Source organism: Rubneribacter sp. (assembly GCF_965361815.1).
The window spans coordinates 1-23435 of record NZ_CBDTNW010000108.1 but is presented as its reverse complement, the minus strand read 5'-3'; the positions used below and the strand labels follow the sequence as shown (position 1 = coordinate 23435).

Annotated in this window: 23 protein-coding genes; 14 read left to right on the top strand and 9 right to left on the bottom strand. The window is 59.8% G+C overall.

The window, feature by feature from the left end; translation table 11 throughout:
* Window positions 1–196: 196 nt before the first annotated feature.
* The 3 genes from ACWKY3_RS08050 to ACWKY3_RS08040 form a co-directional block, all read right to left on the bottom strand.
* On the bottom strand, window positions 197–583 hold the full coding sequence (locus tag ACWKY3_RS08050; RefSeq protein WP_449315903.1) for a hypothetical protein: 387 nt from the start codon (window positions 581–583) through the stop codon (window positions 197–199).
* Window positions 584–860: 277 nt separating this feature from the next.
* Entirely contained in the window at window positions 861–1793 is a 933-nt protein-coding gene (locus tag ACWKY3_RS08045; protein ID WP_449315902.1) for a slipin family protein, read from the bottom strand.
* Window positions 1783–2247 (bottom strand): GntR family transcriptional regulator, encoded by a 465-nt coding sequence (locus tag ACWKY3_RS08040; protein ID WP_449315901.1) that lies wholly within the window; start codon window positions 2245–2247, stop codon window positions 1783–1785. Before ACWKY3_RS08040 ends, ACWKY3_RS08045 begins: the two co-directional genes overlap by 11 nt.
* Window positions 2248–2871: 624 nt before the next feature.
* On the opposite strand from ACWKY3_RS08040, the gene ACWKY3_RS08035 reads away from it, so the two are divergent.
* The 4 genes from ACWKY3_RS08035 to ACWKY3_RS08020 all read left to right on the top strand — a co-directional run bounded on the left by ACWKY3_RS08035 (window position 2872) and on the right by ACWKY3_RS08020 (window position 7009).
* Window positions 2872–3345 (top strand): 4Fe-4S dicluster domain-containing protein, encoded by a 474-nt coding sequence (locus ACWKY3_RS08035; RefSeq protein ID WP_449315900.1) that lies wholly within the window; start codon window positions 2872–2874, stop codon window positions 3343–3345.
* 48 nt (window positions 3346–3393) lie between these two features.
* On the top strand, window positions 3394–4416 hold the full coding sequence (nrfD, locus tag ACWKY3_RS08030) for an NrfD/PsrC family molybdoenzyme membrane anchor subunit (protein ID WP_449315899.1): 1023 nt from the start codon (window positions 3394–3396) through the stop codon (window positions 4414–4416).
* Window positions 4417–4555: 139 nt separating this feature from the next.
* Window positions 4556–6325 carry an FAD-dependent oxidoreductase gene (locus ACWKY3_RS08025; RefSeq protein ID WP_449315898.1) on the top strand — a complete coding sequence of 590 codons (1770 nt, stop codon included), beginning with the start codon at window positions 4556–4558 and terminating at the stop codon, window positions 6323–6325.
* Between the two features lie 84 nt (window positions 6326–6409).
* Window positions 6410–7009, top strand: coding sequence for a hypothetical protein (locus ACWKY3_RS08020; protein ID WP_449315897.1), 600 nt, complete (start codon window positions 6410–6412; stop codon window positions 7007–7009).
* Between the two features lie 125 nt (window positions 7010–7134).
* On the opposite strand, the gene ACWKY3_RS08015 is transcribed toward ACWKY3_RS08020, so the two are convergent.
* Together ACWKY3_RS08015 and ACWKY3_RS08010 are read right to left on the bottom strand one after the other, a co-directional pair.
* Window positions 7135–8070, bottom strand: a complete 936-nt coding sequence (locus ACWKY3_RS08015; RefSeq protein ID WP_449315896.1) for an HTH domain-containing protein — start codon at window positions 8068–8070, stop codon at window positions 7135–7137.
* Between the two features lie 150 nt (window positions 8071–8220).
* Window positions 8221–8574, bottom strand: a complete 354-nt coding sequence (locus ACWKY3_RS08010) for an AlbA family DNA-binding domain-containing protein (protein WP_449315895.1) — start codon at window positions 8572–8574, stop codon at window positions 8221–8223.
* Between the two features lie 347 nt (window positions 8575–8921).
* Between ACWKY3_RS08010 and ACWKY3_RS08005 the strand changes: the two genes are divergently transcribed.
* Window positions 8922–9104, top strand: a complete 183-nt coding sequence (locus ACWKY3_RS08005) for a hypothetical protein (protein WP_449315894.1) — start codon at window positions 8922–8924, stop codon at window positions 9102–9104.
* Window positions 9105–9250: 146 nt separating this feature from the next.
* Here ACWKY3_RS08005 and ACWKY3_RS08000 read toward each other — a convergent pair whose 3' ends face one another.
* Together ACWKY3_RS08000 and ACWKY3_RS07995 are read right to left on the bottom strand one after the other, a co-directional pair.
* Window positions 9251–9535 (bottom strand): hypothetical protein, encoded by a 285-nt coding sequence (locus ACWKY3_RS08000; protein ID WP_449315893.1) that lies wholly within the window; start codon window positions 9533–9535, stop codon window positions 9251–9253.
* A 670-nt stretch (window positions 9536–10205) separates the two neighbouring features.
* Complete coding sequence (locus tag ACWKY3_RS07995; RefSeq protein ID WP_449315892.1) at window positions 10206–11630, bottom strand: response regulator transcription factor; 1425 nt, start codon at window positions 11628–11630, stop codon at window positions 10206–10208.
* A gap of 324 nt (window positions 11631–11954) precedes the next feature.
* Here ACWKY3_RS07995 and ACWKY3_RS07990 point away from each other — a divergent pair, with 324 nt between their 5' ends.
* From ACWKY3_RS07990 to ACWKY3_RS07950, 9 genes are all read left to right on the top strand, one after another.
* A complete protein-coding gene (locus tag ACWKY3_RS07990) occupies window positions 11955–12509 on the top strand; it encodes a hypothetical protein (RefSeq protein WP_449315891.1) in 555 nt (184 codons plus the stop codon).
* Between the two features lie 49 nt (window positions 12510–12558).
* Window positions 12559–15330 carry a molybdopterin-containing oxidoreductase family protein gene (locus tag ACWKY3_RS07985; RefSeq protein WP_449315890.1) on the top strand — a complete coding sequence of 924 codons (2772 nt, stop codon included), beginning with the start codon at window positions 12559–12561 and terminating at the stop codon, window positions 15328–15330.
* Window positions 15331–15915 carry a 4Fe-4S dicluster domain-containing protein gene (locus tag ACWKY3_RS07980; RefSeq protein ID WP_449315889.1) on the top strand — a complete coding sequence of 195 codons (585 nt, stop codon included), beginning with the start codon at window positions 15331–15333 and terminating at the stop codon, window positions 15913–15915.
* Window position 15916: 1 nt separating this feature from the next.
* Window positions 15917–16822, top strand: a complete 906-nt coding sequence (gene nrfD / locus ACWKY3_RS07975) for an NrfD/PsrC family molybdoenzyme membrane anchor subunit (protein ID WP_449315888.1) — start codon at window positions 15917–15919, stop codon at window positions 16820–16822.
* 38 nt (window positions 16823–16860) lie between these two features.
* The gene (locus ACWKY3_RS07970) at window positions 16861–17526 is read left to right on the top strand and encodes a TorD/DmsD family molecular chaperone (RefSeq protein ID WP_449315887.1); all 666 of its coding nucleotides are present in this window, start codon (window positions 16861–16863) and stop codon (window positions 17524–17526) included.
* Entirely contained in the window at window positions 17523–18149 is a 627-nt protein-coding gene (locus ACWKY3_RS07965) for a 4Fe-4S dicluster domain-containing protein (RefSeq protein WP_449315886.1), read from the top strand. The genes ACWKY3_RS07970 and ACWKY3_RS07965 overlap by 4 nt, the downstream gene beginning before the upstream one ends.
* Complete coding sequence (locus ACWKY3_RS07960; protein ID WP_449315885.1) at window positions 18146–19264, top strand: 4Fe-4S binding protein; 1119 nt, start codon at window positions 18146–18148, stop codon at window positions 19262–19264. Before ACWKY3_RS07965 ends, ACWKY3_RS07960 begins: the two co-directional genes overlap by 4 nt.
* Window positions 19265–19707: 443 nt before the next feature.
* The gene (locus tag ACWKY3_RS07955; RefSeq protein ID WP_449315884.1) at window positions 19708–20823 is read left to right on the top strand and encodes an AAA family ATPase; all 1116 of its coding nucleotides are present in this window, start codon (window positions 19708–19710) and stop codon (window positions 20821–20823) included.
* Window positions 20824–20924: 101 nt separating this feature from the next.
* Window positions 20925–21623: a nucleotidyltransferase domain-containing protein gene (locus ACWKY3_RS07950; protein WP_449315883.1), complete on the top strand. Its 699-nt coding sequence runs from the start codon at window positions 20925–20927 to the stop codon at window positions 21621–21623.
* A gap of 643 nt (window positions 21624–22266) precedes the next feature.
* Here ACWKY3_RS07950 and ACWKY3_RS07945 read toward each other — a convergent pair.
* Both ACWKY3_RS07945 and ACWKY3_RS07940 read right to left on the bottom strand, forming a co-directional pair.
* Entirely contained in the window at window positions 22267–22848 is a 582-nt protein-coding gene (locus ACWKY3_RS07945) for a beta-class carbonic anhydrase (protein ID WP_449315882.1), read from the bottom strand.
* 97 nt (window positions 22849–22945) lie between these two features.
* Window positions 22946–23435, bottom strand: a 490-nt coding sequence (locus tag ACWKY3_RS07940; RefSeq protein ID WP_449315881.1) for a rubrerythrin family protein, incomplete at its 5' end; no start/stop codon positions are given.

Sequence of the window (23435 nt, the reverse complement as noted above, 5' to 3'; positions counted from 1 at the left end):
AGAGGAAAGTAAAAGAAGGAGCAACGGAAAAAAAGGGACAGCAGGGTGGCGACGTCATCCCCGTCCTGCTGTCACTCTGCTGCTGTCACTCTCGCGCTCTGCTGTCACCCTACGGTGCTGTTGTCACGAAATGAAACTCTATGAACGTTTGAGGTGCTGGGAAGTGGCGTGTATGGAGGCGGTGGAGGACAGCACCTTACTCGTGGCAGGTGTAGCATTCGAACACGCCGGCGTGGTGGCAGCTTTCGCAGATTTGAGGGGCGCGGTTGGCGGGGGAAGTGGCAACATCGGCGGCATTAGTGATGTCAGCGGCATTGGAGGTGGTGTTGCTGGCGGAGTGGAAATCCTCGTGCGGGTTGTGACAGTTGGCGCAGGCGATAGCTGCGTGGCTTTCGTCGGCAGGCAGGTTGTGGGGGTTCGCTACGGTGCCGTTGGCGTCGGTGAGTACGGTGCTGTGTGCGGTGGCTTCCGCAAGCTCCGTCGCGTTGTGGCAGCGCTCGCAGGTCTCATCGGCGATGGTGGCTGCGTGCGCAGTCTTGCGGGTTGAAAGGGCGCTCACATCGGCGTGTGCTTCTTCGAGCACTGATGCATCGTTATGGCAGGTCAAACACGCGTCGGCGCTGAACTGCTCCTGTGCGCAGGGAACGGATGCCAACGACGCATCCTCGCCCACATGGCACGCCGCGCACGTGCTTTCAGGCGACCAGTGCCACTGCGTATCCGGCTCCAAGCGCCCGACAGAACCAACCCCCGATGTCAGAACCGCATCTTCAACTTCGGGCTGACACCCCGCAACCAAAGCGACGGCAACCGCAAGGACCGCAGTCGCTATTGCTCGCGCACCCTTTCCGCATTGCATGTTACTTTCCCAGCATGTCCTTCAAATCTTGCATGCTGCCGGCGTTGAACCCCTCGCTGAACGAACTGGGCACTACAATCAGGTTGTTGCCGCCCTCTTTCACGCTCTCGTTCACCATGCTGGCCATGCGCACCTGAAACGCCAGGTCATCCTGGCGGTAGAGTTTGGCGGCCTCAAGGTAGAGCTCGGCCACCTGATGCTCGATTTCGGCCAGAATGAGGCGCGCGTTGCTCTCCTGCTGGGCCTGCGCTTCGCGCGACATGGCGTCTTGCAGGCTTTCGGGGATAAGGATGTTGCGGATCTCGACGGAGAGGATGGCGATGCCCCAGTCGCTCGTTTTGGCGTTGAGTACTTCGCGCAGCTCGGCGTCCAGTTGGGAGCGGCGTGTGGAAATGTCGGCCAGGTTGATGCTGCCAATGGCGTCGCGCAGCGCCGTCTGGGCCGACCACGAGACGGCGGCCGGATAATTATCCACCTCGCACCAGGCTTTTTCCGGGCTGACCACCATCCAGAACAGCACGGCATCGATGTCGGTAGGCACAAGGTCGGCAGTGAGGGCCTTCTCCGCGGAAAACGGCGTCACGGTGATGCGCTGGTCCACGCGCAGGGCGGCGGATTCCAAGAAGGGGATGGTGAAAAAGATACCCGGCCCCTCCACGCGGTTGAAGCGACCGAGGCGCAGCACGACCACTTTCTCCCATTGTTGGGTGATGTGCGCCGTCATGAGCGCAATCACCAGGTAGGCGCCCGCAATGAGCGCAAGCCACAGCGGATAGCCGCAGTAGAGCACAATGCCTAAGGGTAGCGCTGACACCGCGAACACAAACGCCTCGAAAAACACCACGCCCATGCGCGTGGAGAGGGGGCGCTTCGCGGGAGCCAGGGGAGGCAGGCTCTGGGCGCGCTTGGCTTTCTTTCCTTTTTTACCCGACACGGCGAGACGCTTTCTGTGATTCGTTGGCGGGCGTGGTTGCGTTGTCATCGGTGTCGGCGGCGTCGATGGTTACTTTTACTCCCAGATGGTCGGCTATTGCTCGCACGGCCTCCTCCGGGGTCATGCCAAGGTCGAGCAGCTTTGTTGCGTACTCGGATGCCACCATGCGCGCGTCGTTTTCGAACGCAACAAACCGGGAGTTGCCCAGGTCGGCCACGTGCGAGCCGCGTCCTACCTGCACCTCTATAAGACCGCTGCTTTCAAGGTCATGGTACACCTTGTTGACGGTGTGGTAGTTGATGTCCAGCTGCACGGCCAGCTCGCGCACCGTGGGCAGCTGGTCGCCCGGCTGATAGGCCCCCGACGCAATGAGGTAGGTGAGCCGCTTTTTCAGCTGCACCCAAATAGGGATGTCGCTTTTCTTGTCGATGCGATACGTTTCGAACGGATCCATGCTGCGCCTTTCCCTGGTCGAGTGCGTGTGCGAAGGACGGGTGCCTGCGGGCCTTTCGAGGCTTGCTGGGGCTTGCTTGTGCGTCGGAGCGGCGCGGGAAGGTGCTCTGCCCGCGCTGTTCCTCCGCATGTTATAGTATTATATTGTTATCGAACAATCAATGGGGAACAGGCTCGTCTATTCGGGGAGAGGCTTGTGGGAGGAGTGTGACAGGAGTGTGACAGGAGGACGGGGATAACGTCACCTTCTCGATACTCTGCCTCGTACGCAGCCACTTGCCAACTCAGGCGTGAGCGGTAACTTGTACGGAAGGGGGTGTGCGTGAACATGGCGGCTGATGCAACAGGGGGAATCACGCGGCGTGCGTTGGCGAAAAGCGCGCTTGCGGCATGCACACTGCCGCTTGCTGGCGTGCTTGGGGCGTGTGGAGCGCAGCCGGATGATGGCATGTTGAGGGAACGGGCGACATCGGGGACGCGCGCGGCAGATCAAGGCAGCGCAGGTGACACGCAGGTCGGAAATCGGGGCGAAAGCTCTGTTGCAAACGCGGCCGAACGTACGGCTGAAAGTCAAACCGTTCGCCAATCTAGCATCTCCCAACTGGGATTTTGGATGGATTCCCGCGTGTGCGTAGGATGCTTAGCATGCGCGAACGCGTGCCAGGAGCACAGCGGCGCGCCCGAGGGGTGCAATCCGCGACGTACGGTGGTGTCCTATGCGTTCGAGGGCGGCGCGTCGCGGTTCGTCTCGCTTGCGTGTATGCATTGTGCTGAACCTGCCTGCTTGTCCGTGTGTCCCGCATCGGCTCTCTCGAAGGTCGAGGGCGGCGCGGTGGTGGTGGACCGGGAGCGGTGCATTGGGTGCCGCTACTGCCGGCAAGCGTGCCCGTTCGACATTCCGCAGTATGCGGATGGACTCATGGACAAGTGTGACCTGTGCACGGGCGCGGGCGTGCCGACGGGCGCTGATCCGTGGTGCGTGCAGGCATGCCCCTCGGAAGCGTTGGGCTTTGGACCGCTTGACGAACTGCGCGAACGCGCGGGGGACGCTGCGCGGCAGGTGGAGGCGCCCACCGTGCCGTCGCTGATTGTGTCGTAAGGCGGTGCAGGCGATGGGTAAGCGCAACGGGCGGGCGAGAGGGGTCGCATGATCGAGTTTCAATCGACATGGGGCTGGCCGGCGGCGCTGTACCTGTTTCTTGGAGGGTTGGGCGCGGGCATGTTCGCGGCGGCAAGCGGGCTTCTTGTCCTGGGGCGCAAACGACACCGTGCGGCTGTGGCTGCGGCGTATGGGCTAGCCACGTTGTGTTTGGCCGTGGGGTTGCTGGCGCTTTTGTGGGAGGTGGGCAGCCCCTTGCGCGCGCTTGTGCTGCCACGAAGTTTTACCAACATGGGATCATGGATGGCGCGCGGCGCATGGGTGGTGATCATGGCGCTTGCGGTATGTGCGTTGGCTGCAGCGCTGGCGTCTAAGCGGGCGTCCAAAGCACTTGCGCGCGCCTGGCGGTGGCTGCCCGGCGCTCCCAAACTGCCGCGCAAACAGCTTTTGCGCGTGTGCGCGGTAGCGGGGTCGGTGCTGGCGATGTTCGTGGCGTTCTACACCGGCGCGCTTTTGGCCTCGGCACCGGGTGTGCCGTTTTGGAACTCGTGGTTGTTGCCAGTGTTGTTCACGGTATCAGCGTTGGGGGCGGGTGCGAATGCCGTGGCTGCGCTCACGGTGATAACGGGCAGCGCGAGGAAGGTGTCGCGCGTGCGGCGGCGGTTGTTCGCCTACTGCTCGATGGGTGTTGCGGTGGCAGAGGGTGCGGTGCTGACGGTGTATCTGGTGGGTATGCTGCAGGGTTGGGGCGCGTTGGACCCGGTGGCAGCCAAGGCGACCGCCGTGTCGGCGCACGCGCTGGTAGCGGGTTCGCTGGCTGTGCCGTTTTGGGCGCTGGCTGTGGGATTGGGGCTGGTAGGGCCTGTGGTTACGTCGGCGGTCAGCCTGTTTGTGCGAAAACGCGCGGGGTTGGCGCTTGTTGTAGTGGGTGCGGCAGGCGCGCTTGCGGGGGAGTGCGCCTTGCGGTTTTTGTTCCTCTACGCGGGTGCAAGTGCCGACTACGTGGGCAGCACGCTTGCGGAGGTGGTGAGCATTGCGAGCATCGCAACGCCTTTCGCAACAATGTTCTAAAAATATATTAACATAGAACAATCAGGCTCGTATGATGACGCCATCGGAGCAAAGTTATAGAACTTTATAACTTAAAAGGGCTCCACAAGAGAGGTTGTCCGGCCGCAACGGCCGCCAGCCGGGATGAAAGGGGATCGCCATGGACGTTTCAAGAAGGGACCTGCTCAAAGGCGGTGTCGTCCTCGCTGCTGGAGCCGCCGCCAGCGCCGCGGTGGGCATGGCCGGCTGTGCAAGCGACAACGCTTCGAGCAGTGCGGGAGAAACGGCTTCTTTCTTGCCTGAAACGTGGGACTACGAGGCTGATGTTGTTGTTTTGGGATTTGGTGTTGCCGGAGCAACAGCTGCCACTACTGCCGAACGTGCGGGTGCCTCGGTCATTGTGGTCGAGCGAGATACGTTCGACTCGAGGCTTTCGAACACGCGCATGTCGGGTGGTCTTATCCATTGTCCCGATGGTGATGGGAAGGCACTGCGACAATACCTTCGCTGCATGTTTGACGGAGGAAACCTGCCGGGAATGTCTGAAGGAGAGTACTCTCCGTTATTTATTGATGACATGGTTGATAAATTTGCTGAACTTCAGCCTGGTTTGCTGGATTTCGTATCGAGCCTTGACCCCGACATTATGTTCAACCGCTTTGGCGGTGCTGCGTTTCCTACGTTTCCCGGTGCGGAAGAATCGGGCTATGCTGTATATGCCCCGTCGTTTGCGGAGGAGACGACCACGGTGCATGGAAACCACCTGGACAAACTTGAGACAAGTTGGGGGCAGGCCCTTATGATGGCGTTCGAAACCGAGTTGATAGACAATGAGCTTGTTACGTTTCTTTGGGATACGTACGGCGAGGGCCTCATCCAAAATGAAGCCGGCGAAGTCATTGGTTTAAAAGCTCTGTCTGGTGGGCCGGAGGGTGACCCTGTGTATATCAAAGCAAAGCGGGGTGTGGTGCTGGCGTCGGGAGGTTATGAGTATAACGAAGAAATGCGGCGAGCGTTCATCGAAGGTCCGGCAGTTTCGGGGTGGGCATTTTACGGCACCCCAAGCAATACGGGTCAGGGTATCTTGATGGGACTTAAGGCGGGCGCTCAAATGCTCAAAGCGTCAAAGTGCTCGTGTCGTATGATATTCGCTTGTCCTGACGTCGAATTTAATGGGCTGCGGTTCGGGCTTAATACCGACGCATCAGTAGGTACTGAGGGCACCTATTGCGTCAATGCGTACGGGAATCGCTTTATAGATGAGACGAAATTCACAAAGGATCCTTCGAGGTATTTCTCCTATAAAGAGGCAGTCCACATGGATATCACTGAACTCGACTACCCCAATGTTCCGTCCTATCTGATCTTCGATGATGTTCGCCGTCAGAAAGGGGCGTTAGCTTCCGAGCTTTGGGGACTCATCCCGTTCGAATGGGATGACCTTAACGAAGAAGCTATAAATGCCGGATGGATCCTTAAAGCTGACACCTTGGAGGAGCTTGCCGAGTTGATTCGCTCGAGTCATGAGGATAATGCGGGTCGTATGTCCGCAGAGAACCTTCTTGCTGCAAACGCTCAGTACAACGAGGCATGCGAAACAGGTGTTGACACCGCTTTCGGTCGTGTGCCTAAGGCTTCGACAAACGCATACACTGAAGGAGAAACCGGCTGGACGAAATGCGAAACGCCGCCGTTCTATGCAATGCCGCTTGTTGCGGGTGGTCCCAACACCAAGGGTGGGTTGCTGACCAATGCAGATCGCAATGTTGTTGACTGGAGCAATAACCCTATTCCGCGCCTGTACAGTGCCGGCGAGATGTCATCTTGCTTCAAGTGGGTATACCAATCCGGTGGCAATATCACCGAAGGATTAGTGTGCGGACAGATTGCGGGCGAGAACGTGGCTGCTGAGGAACCGTGGAGCGAATAACGGGGACGGGCTTTTGCTGAAGCCGTTCGTTGAGAACGAAGTGCTTGTGCGTAGGCACGCTGTGTTGAAGTGATGGGATGAAGCATGTTAAAGAAGACTCAAATTGCAATCTTGGCGGTGTGTGTCGCTTTTGTATCAGCCCTTGTAGTAGGGTGCGCGCCTCAAGAAAACGGCGATGGTGTCTCTGGTGGATCAACTGCCGAAGGAGTTGCCGTTCAGATGGAGTGGAGTCCCGACATGGATTGCTCCGTATGCCACGCTGCTGAACAGGAGTCTTTTGCGAATGCTGATTGTGTTGCATCGCTTCATTCTGGCGAATCTTGCATCGACTGCCATAGTGATATCGAGATGTTGGCAGATGTGCATGAAGGAAAAACTGTACAGGACAGCATGCCGAGCAAGCTGCGTAAGACGGACGTTGACGCTAGTCTCTGCACGACATGTCATGATTTGAAAGAATTGGCAACAACGACAGCTTCATCGACAATTCTGACGGATTCCAATGGAAAGGTGGTCAACCCGCATGATCTTCCGGCTGTCGATGAGCACCAGGATATTTCTTGCGGTGATTGTCACAAATTCCATTCAGAATTAGAGAAGAGTACCGCAGAAGCTCTCGCACCTGAAAAATGTGCTAGCTGCCACCACGCAGAGGTATATGAATGTCATACGTGCCATTCGTGATATCAGTGTAAGATTTACACAGGGTCGTTTAGGGCTATCGGCCCCAGCGACAATGACCTAACCTCTCCCTCCCTCTCGCTTCCCCCCGGCGCCCCGGTGCCGGGGGGAAGTGCGTTTGGAGAGGATTATCCGCGCTTTCTTCTGTATGTGCGTGATGCCGTGGATCCCTGCGTCTCTATCTTGCCTAATTCGATAGCTTGTGCCAGGTAGCGTCGTGCGGTTCGCGTACTGACACCTGCCGCCTCCGCAAGTTGTGCGGTCGTTATAGAGTCATGATGATTCAAGAGTTCGTCGAGGACCATATCCACACTTCTTGTGGCTGCGGAGACACTTTCTATTGTCTCTGGCTGAGATAGGGAGATTGCCACATGTGCCTCAAATACGTCTCCGTCGAAAAGCTCCGGGTTCGTACCCGTGTATTCTTGGGAGTACTTGTAGAGGTTGCGAGTGCCGCTGCCCATTTCTTCAGCCAATCCAATCTGCGTGAAGAAGTCTGCGATGAGCGGGTTTTTTGGCCTTGGGGAGAAATCCGCAAGAGTTATCTGGCCAACGTATATTGATTTGCTGGCGTTTTTGGTATGGATGCCCTCTTTGTCGATTGTAATCTGGGCCGGCATGGCGCTTAGGAATTCCTGGTGAATGAGTACGTTGGATATGAGCTCTCTCACTATGACATCACGGGCGCTTATCCGCGAATTCTCTTCAAGGAGAAATCTGTCCGGCATGTGCTTTCTACAAAATGCGCTGAGTTGGTCGTATGCTTCTATGAGATTAGTCCTGACCATGAGACGGTCATCGTAGCGGTCGGTATCCTGTATGCGGACAGTAGCATCTGTGATATAAGTGGGACATACCGACCGTATCACCTCATCTGTTCCAAGCAGCAGGGCTGCGGCGAGCGTGTAGCCGCTTGTACCATTCTCTCGGTCGTGAGCGTAGAGGCCTGCTGCTCTCAAAAGTTCTTCATCGTTGAGACGGCCCCATGGATGGTCGCGCTTGTTTGCAACAGCCATTCCTCGGGCTTTCTCTATCAGCTCTGGTCGTAGGTCATCCATGCTCATGTACGGGTAGACTTTTCGTTCTGTGTAATATCCTTTCTTTCGGATATACATGAGTGAGATTTGGTCATCGCTTTCGATTTTGGCGTCAACGTCGGCTATGCGGTCATACACTGTGTTTTTGTACCGATAGACCGATGGCCCCATGGGTACTCAAACTCGTAGGACTGTTTTACTGCCGTGGTCTATCTTTTCGAATTCCAGCGATGGTGCGATGTTGAAAAGGTTTTTGTTGTTCGCAACATTGATAATATTGCGTTCGATTTCTAGGACGGCGTTTTCTCTTACGCCGCTGACCGTCCCGTCGTTTTCGACCCCGAGATATATGCTACCGCCAATCCTGTTGGCGAATGAGCAGATTGTTTCAAACGTGTCGTTGTGAGGGGTGTCTCCGCATCTTTTGAACTCTATGCTTTGGCCCTCACCTTGTGCTATTTGTCTGTCGAGTTCGTCTGGCGACATGTTCTCTCCTGACATCTTCGGACATCTTCGGACATCTTCGGCCATCTTCGGACATATTGCAAGATGTTGTCCGAAGATGGCCGAAGTTCGGACAACTCACCGTGACTCCGCCGGGGGTAATGTCGTCTTTGGAGTGTGGTGCATCTCGAAGGCGATTTCGTCTCGTTCCGTTCCGTGTCATGTCCGCGCTAAAAAAGGCGACCCGTTCTCCGTTATGGTCGAGACGGATTGCTCTGAAACTCCGTAATTGCATTATATTTATGGTGACAGACACAGGACGGGGATAACGTCACCTTCGAGGCGTACCGCACTCTGAAGGTGACGTTATCCCCGTCCTGTGTCACCCTTCGTCCTGTGTCACCCTTGCCAGCGCCGAAGAGGACATTTCCGAGATGATTGCGAGCGCAAGCGGCGCCTGCGACGGCAACGAGGCCGCGCTCAAGATCAGGACGATGCATCTGCTGTACGAGAGCATCAAGAAGTCCGGAGGCACTGTGGTCACCGTCCCCTCGGCCCTTTCCGATGGTCTGGGCGCGTCAGCCGAGGACGTTGCGAAGGCCCTTGGCGAAAAGTAGGGCCGCTTCGTTGTCAAGGGGGTGCGCGTGCGGCAAGCCGTCGCGCGCTTCACAGCAGGGGGGTCTTTCCGTAAAAATCACCCGTTTCCATCTGCGACAACAAGAGAGACTTTTTTGTTGGGAATGCCCCAAACCCTTATGAAAGCTTACATCGATTGCTTTCTAATAATCCAATCGTCATTTTCCGTTTTTCTTTCTGCATAGCTTCCGCAAGGCATAGCGCACAAAGCACCAATAGAATGATCGAAATCAAAAACTTCTTTTAGCGACACCAGCTCGGCTTCACTTACGCCATGCTCTTTCCCGCATAAAAATTGCCACATCCCATCATCTTCATCATGCGATACATACAGAATCGGCGCTTCTTTCTCTGCTATATGGCAGCAAATAATAGAGGCTGTATTAGGTGCATCGCAAAAAGGAAATTCCACGACTAATGCCCTTTCCTGGTTTCACTTTATCAACTTGTTTAAAATATATTTTATCACTCGCATTTGATTTTTTTTGCGAGAACCTTTTTACCAACTCGTTCGGTGCGACAGTCCAATCCCCGTGCCCCTTCGATCATGGGTTCATCCCGTAGCGCATCTTCGGCCATGTTGCATGATATTGACCAAAGATGGCCGAAGAGTGGCGTGCCAAGTGCATAGACGTACATACGGCATCTCCCTGTGGACTACAGGCAAGGAGCAAGGTGCAGAGGGAGACATATCCGGTTGCCTTCAACCTTAATGTTTTTGGTATGCAGCACGCATTGCGTGTCAATTCGCGATGTGAACTTCGCTTTGAACTTGTCAAGGGAAGATGTGGCATGGCGTTTTGTCGATTTAACTTCGATGGGGCATACTTTTGCTTTCGGCGTCTTTTGGGCTATGAGAAAGCCGATCTCAGTGACGGAGAGTGACGGAGGACGGGGATAATGTCACTTTAGAGGCGCGCCGCACCCCGAAGGTGACGTTATCCCCGTCCTCTGTCACGAAACATTCGTGGCCGCACTGCGCGATGCGTGGAGGTTGCGAGGCGGACTGGATTGAGGGGTTTGGTGGCTGTCAAGCTTTCCGTGCGTTGGGCAGCTCGCCTCGGCACAACATAGTGCCGACATCAGACCCTCGGGTCGCCCTTCGCCAGATCCCGCAGCTCTTCTTCCCGGTGAACCTCGCATTTGAGGAAAAGGTTGCGACGGTGGGTTTTCACTGTTTCGCGGGCGATGACCAGCTCCGAGGCGATGTCGTCGATGCTCTTGCCCTCCAGCATCAGCTCAAGGATCTCCGTTTCGCGCGCCGTGAGTCCGAAACGCGCGGCCAAGGAGCGCGCGGCGTCTTCTTGACTGATCTCACCCTGAGCCTTCGACGAAGATACGGCGTTCCCGTCGTACAGGGAAATGGGGGCGAGATCGTAGTCGTTGGGCAAGATGAAAATGGTCGCAGCAATGATCAGGGCGGCGATAATGCTGAACCAGGCGGATAGGTCGGCGTCGGACACTCCCTGGGCCATAAGAGCAAGGCAGGCCTGGCCGCCAAAGAAGACAAGGACCCCGTGCACGCCGTATGCGAAACCGAACAGTCGAAGCGCCGAGGCTCCGTTGCGCCAACATTGATGAACGAGAACGGCGACGCTCAGTATTTTGACGAGTTCGTCGCATGCCGATCCGCACGTGTCGGAAATAAGATCCATCAATGGAAACTGAGTGGGCATCAGCAGAAACACGACGGCGGTGAAGGGGAGCAGGATGCGGCAGACGAACGAGAGGCGAAACCGGGATCCCCATATGGCCATGCCAAGGAGGACGATGCAGGCCATGGCTAACGAGCCGACGGCTGTGTAAGAGCCAGAGGCGAACATCGCGTTCCCGATCATGGGTTCGCGAAACGCGAGCGCGAAACCGAAAAGGGACAAGAGTGCGACTATGCGTGCAAAAAGATTCCTGTCGACCGATGCTTTGGGACTCGCTTCGAGGGGGCTAACGAATCGGCCGCTCAATTTCAACGAGAGGATTGCGATTGAAGGGGCAATGAATCCGCAGAGGATCAAGGCTTCAGTTCCTGCCGTGTAAAGCGGGGCGACAAGGGAGGGGGTCACCAGCGCAGAGAGAAGGTAGCATATGAGCGCTGCGAGTGGTTTGAGGAATGTGATCGATTCGAACCAGAGCATGGAGGTTGCACCGATCCCCAGTCCTCCGAGGCACGCGCCGCCGAACTGTAGCATGGAAGCGACGCTCGGCATGCGAATCGAGGCGATCATGAGCACGGCGCTTGCCGTCATGGCCGCCGCACTCGCTAGGTAGGCGGATCGTTTGTCCACGAGGGACGAAACGCGCGTTGCCATTGCGAAACAGCAGAAGAATCCCACTGTTCGGAACAGGATGAACACTTGATGGGAATTGCACGGCGTGTCGGGAAGATCTATAAGTTCCCCAATGAAGAAAATGTCGGCCCATCCATGGAACAACGCGTAGGCCGTCGTGAGCAACGCCATTGCGCGGCATGCCTCAAGGGGAATCCCCGCCTTTTGCGTCCCTGCTTCCATGTAGACCTCTCCCTTTGCGGCTCTCGCTTTTCGCAGCCATCGCCGTGTCACGCCCTCGTTTCCCGTCTGATTCGTCGGTGAATATTATAAAAGCCGGCAGGGCGGGGCATCAAATGCCGTCCTCCGACAAACCTGGATTGACGGTTTTGGCCTTTGATCGCGAACGGACAACATAATAGCTGGTCATAAGGCATAACTGCGCGCCGGTTAGAAAAGGGGTTAGAAGCGGTTAGAAAATCTACCCTTGAATTTAAGCGATTGCCGGTAGTGTTCATCGCTCGTCTTTTCCCTATCGTCGTATTCGACGAGGGGGGTGAGAAACCAATGGAGAACACGAAAGACATGGAGAGCGCGGTTGGGAGCATCAGGCGACGCATCTCATCCGAGCCTCGCTGCGAGAAAGCGCTCTATCGTATTTTGAAAGACTGCATCGAACCGATATCGTTCGACGATTTGGAGCAAAGGATTTGCTTGTACCCTGAGATGAGGGTGCGGCCTCAGGAGCCATCGACGCTCGTTTCGTGGTTGGTGGACGTCGGCGCGCTCGAGGCCGCCGAGTTTGGCGGCGACCCTGCTGCAATTGCGCTGACCGCCACCGAAGCGGGAAGGGCCGTGTGCGCCGCGCACGAGGATTCTGACGATGTGGGGCGCCTTATAGAGGAAGCCGGCCCTCTTGGGCGCGCCTATCGGCGCGTGCTCGAACTCTGCCGCGTCCCTCGGACGAAGAAGGCTTTGGAGGAGGCGCTTGTGGCAGAGGGACTCCTCGATACGAGAGCGCGGCAAGTGAGCTGCTTCCTTGACAAGCTTGAGAAGGCTGGCGGCCTGGTATGGGACGGGGGTTGGACGACCACGCAGCGCGGCTTCGCGTATCTCGGCTAGCCAGTTCGGTTTCACAAGGCAATCGACGACAATGAAAAGAGGAGGATCGATGGGCAAAGCTCAAATCACCCGCAGGTCGTTCATCGGCGCGACCGCCATAGCGGGTTTGGCCGCCGCCGTGGCGGCAGACGCGGAACTGACGGGTCTTGTATCCAAACCCAAAGAGGCGTTTGCGGCCGAGGAATCCGAAACGAGGATTGTGAAAACCCTTTGCGCCGGCTGCGTGGGCCGCTGCGGCGTGCTCGCTCACGTGCAGAACGGCCGTGTGGTGAAGCTTGAAGGCGACCCGGATCACGTGTACTCGAAAGGCAACATCTGCGCCAAGGGGCTCTCGTTCATCCAGGCGCTCTACAACCCCAATCGCATCAAGTACCCCTTGAAGCGCGTGGGGGAGTGCGGCTCGAACCAATGGGAGCGCATCAGCTGGGAGCAGGCGATAGACGAGATAACCGACCAGCTTCTTGAAATAGAGGAAAAATACGGCGCCGAAGCCATCCAGGTGGGATACACCGGCGGCGGCTCCACCTATTACGACGGCTATGCGAGCCGGTGGTGCCATGTCATGGGGTGCCACAAGTACGAGCCGGGCGGCTTGCAGTGCCTGCAACCGCGCCAGACCATGTCGAGGCTCATGTGGGGTCAGAACAACAACGACTTCGTGAGCTACGAAGGTCTTAACGCTGAGTTCATCTGCGGCGATCAGACCAAGTGCATGGTGCTGTGGGGGTCGAACCCCTCAAGCTCGTGCGTGGCGAGCGCCGGGCGCCCCGCCGCGCAGATTCGGGCTTGGGGCGCGAAGACGGTGGTGGTCGATCCGCGCATGACCGCCGATGCCGCGAAGGCCGACGTCTGGCTACCGGTGCGTCCTGGCTCCGACGTGGCGCTGCTCATGTGCTGGATCAACTACATCATGGACAATCGTTTGTACAACGAGGAGTCGGTGCTGCGTTGGACCAACATGCCCTATCTGATCAACCTTGAAACAGGGTTCACCCTCAAACCTGAAGAGGCGGGATTCGAACCCGAAGAGCTTGCCTACGTGGTATGGGACGCTAACACCAACGCCGCAAGGAAGATGTCCTACCCCTACGATGAAAGCTTGGCGCCTGCTTTGGAGGGCGGCCCCTACGTGGTGAACGGCATCGAGTGTAAGCCGGCGTTCCAGCTCATCCACGAACGCTGCAGCGAGTGGACCGTCGAGAAAGCCGCCGAAACCTGCTGGCTCGAACCCGGCATGATAGAGGAGGCCATCCGGCTGTACGCCGAGAACACGCCGGGATTCATGTCCATGGGCATGACCGGCGACCACGCCGTGAACTCGCCTCAGGTGGGCATTTGCCAGCTTATCTTGGAGGCCATGCTGGGCAATTACTCGAAGCCCGGCACCATGATGCAGATGTTCTCCGCCGACGGCCCTTACTGGCCCGAACCTGGCACTCTGCAGCATTTCATGAGCGAAGAGCAATACAAGAAGCGTTTCGGCTGCATCGAGTACAAGGCCGGCTGCAGGCGCGAATGGACGCACAACTCGCTCATGCTCGACGGCATCATGACCGGCGAGCCTTATCGGGTGCGTGCTGTCATCGAGCGGTCGTGCAATAAGATGATCAACATGCCCAACGCCGCCAAATGGGCCGAGGCCTACGAATCCATGGACCTCAACGTGCATCACTTCATGTACCCCACGTCGTTCTCCATGTTCTGCGACTATCTGCTGCCCACCACCGAGTGGCTTGAGAATCACTGGGGTGCTGGCCTGGAGAACAAGTTCTACGTGCGTCAGCCTACCACGCACTTGTGGGAGGCGGTGGAGGATCCCATGCTCTTTTCCCTGCTGGCCAAAGCCATGGCTGACAAGGGGCATCAGCGCTTCATCGATTCTTTCGATCCGGAGAAGTGCAAGCCCACGCCCGAGAACCTTCCCGAGGGCTTCCTGATCGACCCGGGCGAGGCAACCCAGATTCCATGGGAGGCTACCATGGAGGATATGCTCACCGCCAATTTCCGCTCTCAAGACCCCGATGCTATGAGTTGGGACGAGTTGTGCGATTACGTGCAGGAGCACGGTTATTACCAGGAAACCTCCGACGAGGACTATCAGCAGTTCTACGTGTATGCGCAAATCGACGAGGAAACGGGCAAGCCCCAGGGCTTCAGCACCCCTTCCAAGAAGCTCGAATGCTACGGCGAGCAGATCATCACGCTCGGTCGCACCGGCGCTCCCTGGGCGTTCTACGAGCTGGAGCCCGCCAGCTATGAGTACGATCCGCTGCCGTACTACCGCGAGCCCAACGAAAGCCCGCTTGACGAGGAGCTGGCGGCGGAGTACCCGCTCGTCATCACCGGCGGCCATGTGAGCATGTACACGCACGGCACGCTGCGCAACGTTCCGTGGATTCGCGAGCGGTTCCCCGTGCCTGAAGTGTGGGTGAACCCCGTGGACGCTGAGAAGTACGGCATCGAGCACAAGGGTTGGGTGTGGATCGAGAGCAAGCGCGGAAAGACGCAGGCGCGCGCCAACATCACCAAGCGCATCGCTCCCGGCGTCACTTGGATGGAGCGCTTCTGGTATCCCGAGACCGTGGGCACTTCCACCAAGGGCTACACCGAGTCCAACATCAACATGCTCACGGATGACCAAGGACCCTTCGCCGACTTCATAGGTTCGGTCACCTACCGCGGCTTCCAGGTGAAGATCACCCCCGCCGACAGCGCGCCCGAGGGCATATGGACCGAGCCCGAGCAGTTCGAGGCGTGGCTGCCCAACTTCGACGAGGTGGAAGTGACCGACGACAAAGACCAGTTCAAGGGGGTATATTAAATGAGCAAGATGACCATGGTCATCGATCTGGACCGCTGCATCGGTTGCTATGCGTGCGAGATCGCCTGCAAACAGGAAAACGACGTGAGCCTGGGTTCGTATTGGAACAAGGTGCAAACCATGGGGCCCTACGGCGACTTCCCCCATGTGGAGATGTACTTTCTGCCCACCATGTGCCAGCACTGCGAGAATCCCACGTGCGTGAGCGTGTGCCCCACGGGCGCCACCCACCAGCGCGAGGAGGACGGCATCGTGCTGGTTGACCGCGACAAGTGCATCGGCTGCCAGTACTGCGCGATGGCCTGCCCCTACGGCGCGCGCACGTTCAACAAGAAGCAGAAGGTGGTGGAGAAGTGCACGCTGTGCGCGCATCTGCAATCCGTGGGCGACAAGCCGGCGTGCGTGAAGTGCTGCTCGGGCGCGGCGCGCCTGTTCGGCGACGCGGAGGATCCCGAAAGCGACGTGTCGAAGGCGCTGGCCGAGGCCGGCTCCGACGCCGTCCACTCCATGCCCGACGTGGGCAACGGGCCTTCTATCCGTTACATCCTGCACTCGAGCATCGCAACATGGAAGGAGCTGATCTAGCATGGAAATCCAGTGGTCGCTCGTGATATTCGCGGCGTTCATCTGCTGGGGCGCCGGCACCTACGTGGCCGCGGTGGCGTTTCGCGGGCTGCTTGGGGCGTCTGAGCGCATCATGCGGCCGGCGTTCGTGCTGTCGGCTGTCGCGGTGGTCGTGGGCGCGGTGGCGTCCATGACCCATCTGGGGCACCTCGACCGCATCTTCGGCGTGCTGTCGAATCCCGCCTCCGGCATCTTCGTCGAGGGCCTCTCGTCGGCGGTGCTCGTGGTGGTTGCTGCGGCGTACTTGGTGGCGGCGGGGCGCAAGGCGTCGTCCGGGGTGCTGCGCGCGCTTGCCGTGGTCGGCGTGGTCCCGGCGCTTGTGGTTGTGTTCGCGGTGGGGTCGAGCTATCTCATGGTGGCGCGCCCTGCTTGGGACGTTCCTGCGTTGCCGATAGCGTCCGTGACAGCGGCGCTGTCCATGGGGGCCGTGACCGTGCTCGCCATCGATGCGTTCACGGCGCGTGGTGCGCGGGATGCCGCCGGAGAGGAGAGGGCCGCTTCCCGCATGGGCGTTGCGACCCTTGCGCTCATCGGTATCCAGGCTGTTGCGGTGGCCGCCTACGCGGCGTCGGTGGCCACCGCCCCTTACCAGGAGGCTTCTCGCTCGGCCGCGCGGATGCTTGCGGGCGATATGGCGCCGCTGTTCTGGCTGGCCGTGGTGGTGCTTGGCGTGGCGGTGCCGTTCGCGGCCACGCTCGCGCAGCGGCGCGGCTTGGCCCTTGCGGCTTCGGGCGAGGCGGTTGCCCGGTCGCGTGCGGCCGTGACGCTCGGCGTGGCCGCCTTGTGCATGGTGGTCGCGGTCATTGCGTTCCGCGTCATCATGTTCTCGCTGGGAAGCAGCATCATCGATTTCGAGTTCACCCTGTAGCGCGTTAGGCCTTCGCGTTTTGTTGGATGGGAATGATCATGGGCATATGTGCCGAGTACCTTGAGATGGCGGAGAACCGCATCGCGTTGTACGGCTTTCTTGCGCGGGTGTACCGCAGAGAGGTGGATGCGGAGCTGCTCGACGCCATGAGGCGGATAGATTTTGGAACGGAGGAGGGCGACGCGCGCTATGCGGAGGGGACGGCCCGGCTGCAGGCTTATCTGGCCGGGACCTCCTTCTCGATGCGCACGGATCTTGCCGTGGACTACGCCAAGGTGTTCCTGGCGGCGGGCATTCCCCAGGGAGGGGCGGCGTTTCCTTACGAGAGCGTGTACACAAGCCCCGACGGCCTGGTCATGCAGGAGGCGCGCGATGAGGTGGTGCGTCTCTACCGTGCGAAGGGGCTGGGCGTGGAAGGCGCGGTGGAGCCTGAGGACCATATCGCCTTCGAGTTCGAGTTCCTGGTCCGGTTGTGCTGCGAAGGCCGGGAGGCCGCGCAAGCGGGTGATGCGAAGGCGCTTGAGGCGAGCATCGAGGAGCAGCGCGCGTTTCTTGCGACCCATGTCCTGAACTGGGTGCCGCGGTTTTGCGAGGACGTCGTCCGTTATGCGAACACGGAGTTTTACCGGGCTATCGCCCTTATGACGGCGGGTTTTGCGGCCATGGACGCCGAGGTGCTCGACCAGATGGGGGCCGGGCGATGATCTCGCAGATCTCACGCAGGTCGTTTTGCGTGGCGGCCGGCGTGTCGGCGACGTTGGTCGCGCTTGGCGGCGCAGGGGCGCTCACGGCGCAGGGCGCGATGCTGCGCCCTCCCGGAGGCCAGGACGAGCGGGCGTTCGTTGCCGGGTGCACCCACTGTGGGCGCTGTGTGAGCGCATGCCATGCGCGGGCTATCGGAGCGGCTTCGCTTGCGGACGGATTGCTGGAGGCGCGCACGCCGGTGATGCGCTACAACCTGGGCTTCTGCGACTTTTGCGGCGATTGCGCGCGCGTATGCCCCACCGGGGCCCTGCGTCCTTTCGACGTGGAGGCGGCTTCGGCGGGCGACGTGGACGCCTGCTGCATCGGCAAGGCCCGCCTGAGCCGCGAGATCTGCCTCGCCTGGACGTCGAGCAGCTGCAACCTGTGCTACGAAGAGTGCCCCTACGAGGCGATCTCGCTGGATGGCGACGGGCATCCCGTTGTCGACGAGGCGCGGTGCAACGGATGCGGCGTATGCGAGTACGTGTGCCCTGTGCTCTCGCTGCGCAGCTACATCGGCGGCACCGCCCGAGCCATCGCGGTGGTGCCCGTTTCTCCGGGCGAAGAGGAGGTGGGTCGATGAGCGCTGAAGGGTTCACTGAGCTTGGGACGATACAGCTCAGGAAAACCGAGCAGCCCGCCAAGGGGCTCGAAAGGTTCGATGAAGGGTCCGATGGATTCAGGGGGTTTGCCGGAGGATCTGAGGAGTTCGATAGGGAACCCGAGAGGTCTTCGGCGGGAAGCTCGGAAGAGTCCATTGAAGAACTCGAAGGGTTCGATGCGGAATCCGGAGAATCTGACGAGAGGCCCGATGGGCCTTCCGAGGAGCGTTCCGCATCGCTTCGGCCTCGCCGCATGCATACGCGCGCGATGCGTGCGGCAACCGCGTTTGCGGTGGTGGCGGTCTACGGCATCGGCATAGCGCTGAACACGGGGCTGGGGTCGCTTTCGGCTTGGGGCGTGGGAGGCATCGCGGCGGTGTGCCCCCTCGGCGCGTTGGAGACGATGATAGCGGGGCGCGTCGTGTTGCCGCTGCCCTTGGTGGCAATCGCGTTGGCCGCATTGGCGGCCGTGCTGCTCGGGCGCGCGTTCTGCTCGTGGGTCTGCCCCGTTCCATGGGCGCGCGAGCTGGTTTTCAACCGGCAGGAGCGCGATGCCTTCGCCGCTGACCGCAAGAAGGGCCGGGTTCCTGCGAAGCGCGGGCGATCGAGGTTCGGCGGGAACGGAGCGCCGGCCCTTGGCGTCCTCGGCGTCACGTTGGCGACCACGCTCGTGTTTGGATTCCCGGTGTTTTGCCTGGTGTGTCCTATAGGGCTTGTGTTCGCCACGGTGTTTGCACTCATCCGGCTGGTGGCGTTCAACGAGCTGGTGATCGATGTCATCGTGTTTCCGGCGCTCATCGTGCTCGAGCTTGCGGTGCTGCGAAAATGGTGTGCCACGTTGTGTCCGGTAGGGGCGCTGCTGGGCCTGTTCGCGCGTTTCAACCGCACGTTTGCGCCGACGGTCGATAAGGGGAAGTGCTTGGCGGTTTCAGAGGGTTCCTCGTGCGACGCCTGTCATGCGGCGTGCAACTCCGACATCGACCTTGTGCGCGATGCGGGCACGGGGGCGCTGCACGACTGCACGAAGTGTCGCGAATGCGCCGATCATTGCCCTGTCTCTGCTATCTCTTTTCCGTGGCGCGCGAGTGAAAAATAGAGAAACAGCCCTCTGACCGGGCGCGTCGGGGCCTCCGCTCAGCGGAAGGACCCCGAGGCGCCTGCGGAGCCTCGGGGGGGGGCGGGCCGGTCCATGCTGACGGCCATCCTCCCCTCGTTCGCCGGCCCGTTTCTGTTCGGTGGCCTTTCCTCGTCCGACAGCTCGCCCGTCCGAGCGCTTTCCGATCGCCCGACGGTCCTCCTTCGGTGCCCCTCTCCCCGCCGGCACCCTTCCTCCGTTCGTCGCCTCGGCCCCTTCTGGCGCCCTTCTCCTTCCTTGCGGGCGTTGGGGAAAAGTCAGCGGCAGTCCAATAGAAAGAAGGTATTGAGAACCGTTTAGAGATGTTTAGAACCGTTTAGAGATGTTTAGAACTATTTAGAACACTTTAGAGGTATTGAAAAGTAGCAAATATATCGTGGTGAGCGACATTGAGGAGCGCGCGCATGCGGACCCAGGAAAACCCCTTTACTCCGAGTTTTGGTGAGCGACCTCTCCACTTCGCCGGAAGACGAAAAATCATTGAGGCCATGGCTCGTGCATTTGAGGGCGAACGCCGTCGTCCCGACCTGACCACCATTTTGTCAGGTGCTCGCGGAACGGGGAAAACGGCGCTTCTGTCGCTCATTGCGAACGAAGCCGAGCGGCGCGGTTGGGTGACGGTTGCCACAACGGCGATGCCCGGCATGCTTGAAGATGTTGAACTGGGAATCAGGCGAAAGGCGGCTCATCTTATAGACGCTTCTCCTTCTTCCGCGCGTGTTTCCGGCATCGGCATACCCCAGATGGTGGACGTTGAGTTCGAGCGTATCCCGGGGCCGGAGACTTCGTGGCGTTACAGGATGAGCGATTTGCTGGAGGAACTGGGATCGCTTGGGACGGGCGTGCTGATAACCGTCGATGAAGTGGATCCCCAACTTGACGAGATGATCAAACTGGCCGCAACCTATCAGCATTTCGTGCGGGAGGAGCGCAAAGTTGCCCTCGTCATGGCCGGTTTGCCGGGAAGCGTCTCGCGTCTTTTGGGCGACAAGACCGTGTCGTTTTTGCGGCGGGCCCAAACGGCTCCTCTGGGGCGAATTCCCGATTCGGAGATTGCGGATGCGTTGCGCAAAACGTTGCGCGAGGGAGGCAAGGATGCTTCCGCCGATGCCTTGCTGCACGCCGCAAGGTCCATCGGCGGTTTTCCGTTTATGATGCAGCTTGTGGGGTATCTTGCATGGGAAGCGCGTCCTGAAAGCTCCGAATTGACCGTCGATGATTTCGACTATGGCATTGCTCTTGCGCGGGAAGAAATGCGGGAAAGGGTGTTCGAGGCGACCTATCGTGACCTTTCGCGTGGCGATGCGGCGTTTCTTGAAGCTATGCTCGAAGATGGGCATGAGAGCTCCGTTTCGGATGTGGCACGGCGGCTTGGCTGGTCGGCGTCTCAGGCGTCGCAGTATCGTCGTCGCCTCATGGACGCGGGGGTTGTTGGGTCGCGCGGGCTTGGCGTGGTCGCTTTCGAGCTGCCGTTTTTCCGCGAGTTTCTTGTCGAGCGGATCGGGGGCGGTGAGGTTTGAGCGTCGTATGCTCGCGTCCTTCTGCCGGGCTGTTTCCCCGCCTGCAACCGGTTGCTTTCGGGGATAATAAAAGGCCTGATTCTCGAGAGGAAGGAGCGGGCATGGACGCGATGGCGTGGGCTTACGAGGCTGCGCGCAAGTTGGCGGACGGATTTGGGGAGCGTCTGCGGTTCGTCGGCCTCCAAGGGTCCCGCGCACGCGGGGAGGAGCGCGAGGACAGCGACATCGACCTCGTCGTGCTCATCAACGGCCTGACGGAAGCGGATCTGCGGCTCTACAAGGCGATCATCCAAAGCATGCCGCACGCGGAATTGGCCTGCGGCTTTGTCGGGTCGGGGGACGTGTTGGCAAGGTGGCCCCGCCACGAGCTGTTCCAGTTCGTGCACGACACGGTTCCCGTTTGCGGACAGATGGGCTTCTCGCCGACGGATTTCTCGCGGGACGACGCGCGCGAGGCCGCGAGGGTAGGCGCGTCCGGCATCTATCACGCCGTATGCCACGCCGCCGTGTTCGACGGAGAGACGGAGGCGGGAATCCTGCGGCAGCTCGCGAAAGACTCGTCCTTCGTTCTCCGGGCGCTTCATTTTGCGCGGACGGGGAGCTACCTGGCCAAGAAGTCAAAGCTCGCCGAGGTCCTTTCTGGCGAAGACGCCGAGGTCCTTGCCTGGTCGATGCGGGCAAAGTCCGCAGCCGAGCTTGCGCCGGAGGAGGTCCGCGCGCTTTCGGCCCTTCTACTGCGCTGGTCGGGCGACATCGTTTCCGGCAGAGCGCTTGGGCTTCGCGCCTTTGGCGGCAACTAGGGGCGCACCGGGCGATCTCTTCGGGTTGTTGAAGGGAGCCTCATGATGCACGGTCCGGCTCCTTCGATCTGCAGTGAGGACGCGCCGTTCTGAGGCTGAGCGCTCATTTTGCCGCAGCGCCCGACCCCACGTGCTTTTCTCTCGTTCCCGTCTTCGGGGGGGGGGTCTATAGTGCCGTCGCTCTCCGCTGAGCTGCCGCTGGCCTTCCCCTGGCGGCCGCAAGGGAAGATGGAGGGCGCCGGATGGGGTTCCGAATGGCGAGAAATTACCGAAATCGGAAGGTTCTCGAGATCCTATTCTGTCATGATGGAGAGAAATGCCTGGTCGGTGATTCTGAAATGCGTCAGGAGGTCCATTTGGGCGCTCCTGTTTTCCGACTTCGGTGATTTCTCGCCAGCGGAGAGTCACCCTCTCTGCCGAACCGTCGCCAGCGTGGGTTGGGCTGGCTTATCGCGCCCGACCAGAAAGGGTTCGACCCGAGATCGGCAGATGTGGACTCTCGCCAACGGCGGTTTGGCAGAGAGCGCCGCACGGGTAATCGGGCGAAAGCGATCTGCATTGCGAAGGAGCAAGGCAGAGGCGATGGCTGGCAAGGAGCGCCCATACGGTTCGCAGTTCGGGTGATGTTTTCCGCAGCCTCTCGTCAGCGAACGGCAATCAGCTCGCCGGTGTCGGAGTCCATCACGTAGCCGCCCACGCGCACATGCGGGGGCATGACGGGGTGGTTGCGCACCATGTCGACGCTTCTGCGCACGGCCTCCTCGGTGTCGCCGAAGCCGGCGAGCCAACGGTCGAAGTCGATGCCGCAGTGCCGCGCCAGCTCTACGCGCTCGGCCGACACGCCGAGACGCTCCATGTCGGCCACCATCTTTGCGCCGCTCATGTGCTGCGCGCCGCAGTTCGTGTGGGCCACTATCATGATGTCCTCCACGCCCAGCTCGCACACCGCTATCAGCAAAGAGCGCATCACGCTGCCGAACGGGTGCGCCACCTCGGCGCCGGCCACCTTGATGATTTTCGCGTCGCCGTTTTTCAGCCCGAGGGCCGCCATCAAAAGCGCGGTCAGGCGTGTGTCCATGCACGACACGATGGCGAGCTTCTTGTCGGGATACTTGTCGGTGGCGTAGCGTTCGTAGTCGCGCCGCTCCACGAACGCGCGGTTGTGCGCGAGGATGCCGTCGATGGTGGGGGAGGCGGGCGTCTGGTCGCCGGGTCGATGCTTCACGGGAGCCTTCTTTCGGAGGGAGGGGGCGTTGGGACGTTTGCATGCGAAACGGCCGCCCGAAGGCGGCCGTTTCGCAGAACGGAAAGGAGTGGCGATCTTAGAAGGCGCGGAACTTGTCCTTCGTGCAGAAGCAGATGGGGCAGCGCTCGAAGTCCTCGCCCTTGTGGATGTAGCCGCAGATGGGGCACAGGTAGAACGTGTCGTCGTCAGCGGCGTCGATGTCGTTGTAGGCGGCCAGATAGCGCTCGGCGTGCACGGACTCGGCCAGCTTGGCGCGGGTGAACACCTGCACGGCCTTATTGTTGCCCTCCTCCTGGGCCTTCTTGATGAACGCCGGATACATGTCGGAGGTCTCGAAGATCTCGCCGTTGGCGCCGGTGATGAGGTTCAGGTCGGTCTGCGCGCCCTCGGCCTCAGGGGCGGCCGGCTTCTCGTAGCCGGGCTCCATCTCGGAAACCAGCGCGTACTCCAGCCCGATGTGGATCTGCTCGGCGGCGGAAGTGGCCTCGAACAGGCGGGCGATCTGGTCGTAGCCCTGCTCCTTGGCGGCCTTGGCGAACGCGGCGTACTTCGCGGACGCGCCCGTC

What these genes read in the sequence shown, in the direction of transcription:
- ACWKY3_RS07990 (WP_449315891.1), top strand. Translation starts at nt 11,955, where the DNA reads ATGGAGAACACGAAAGACATGGAGAGCGCGGTTGGGAGCATCAGGCGA.
- ACWKY3_RS08020 (WP_449315897.1), top strand. Translation starts at nt 6,410, where the DNA reads ATGTTAAAGAAGACTCAAATTGCAATCTTGGCGGTGTGTGTCGCTTTT.
- ACWKY3_RS07995 (WP_449315892.1), bottom strand. Translation starts at nt 11,630, where the DNA reads ATGGAAGCAGGGACGCAAAAGGCGGGGATTCCCCTTGAGGCATGCCGC.
- ACWKY3_RS07970 (WP_449315887.1), top strand. Translation starts at nt 16,861, where the DNA reads ATGGGCATATGTGCCGAGTACCTTGAGATGGCGGAGAACCGCATCGCG.
- ACWKY3_RS08025 (WP_449315898.1), top strand. Translation starts at nt 4,556, where the DNA reads ATGGACGTTTCAAGAAGGGACCTGCTCAAAGGCGGTGTCGTCCTCGCT.
- ACWKY3_RS07955 (WP_449315884.1), top strand. Translation starts at nt 19,708, where the DNA reads ATGCGGACCCAGGAAAACCCCTTTACTCCGAGTTTTGGTGAGCGACCT.
- ACWKY3_RS08015 (WP_449315896.1), bottom strand. Translation starts at nt 8,070, where the DNA reads ATGAGCATGGATGACCTACGACCAGAGCTGATAGAGAAAGCCCGAGGA.
- ACWKY3_RS07965 (WP_449315886.1), top strand. Translation starts at nt 17,523, where the DNA reads ATGATCTCGCAGATCTCACGCAGGTCGTTTTGCGTGGCGGCCGGCGTG.
- ACWKY3_RS07960 (WP_449315885.1), top strand. Translation starts at nt 18,146, where the DNA reads ATGAGCGCTGAAGGGTTCACTGAGCTTGGGACGATACAGCTCAGGAAA.
- ACWKY3_RS07985 (WP_449315890.1), top strand. Translation starts at nt 12,559, where the DNA reads ATGGGCAAAGCTCAAATCACCCGCAGGTCGTTCATCGGCGCGACCGCC.
- ACWKY3_RS08005 (WP_449315894.1), top strand. Translation starts at nt 8,922, where the DNA reads ATGATTGCGAGCGCAAGCGGCGCCTGCGACGGCAACGAGGCCGCGCTC.
- nrfD (WP_449315899.1), top strand. Translation starts at nt 3,394, where the DNA reads ATGATCGAGTTTCAATCGACATGGGGCTGGCCGGCGGCGCTGTACCTG.
- ACWKY3_RS08010 (WP_449315895.1), bottom strand. Translation starts at nt 8,574, where the DNA reads ATGGCCGAAGATGTCCGAAGATGTCCGAAGATGTCAGGAGAGAACATG.
- nrfD (WP_449315888.1), top strand. Translation starts at nt 15,917, where the DNA reads ATGGAAATCCAGTGGTCGCTCGTGATATTCGCGGCGTTCATCTGCTGG.
- ACWKY3_RS07950 (WP_449315883.1), top strand. Translation starts at nt 20,925, where the DNA reads ATGGACGCGATGGCGTGGGCTTACGAGGCTGCGCGCAAGTTGGCGGAC.
- ACWKY3_RS07980 (WP_449315889.1), top strand. Translation starts at nt 15,331, where the DNA reads ATGAGCAAGATGACCATGGTCATCGATCTGGACCGCTGCATCGGTTGC.
- ACWKY3_RS08040 (WP_449315901.1), bottom strand. Translation starts at nt 2,247, where the DNA reads ATGGATCCGTTCGAAACGTATCGCATCGACAAGAAAAGCGACATCCCT.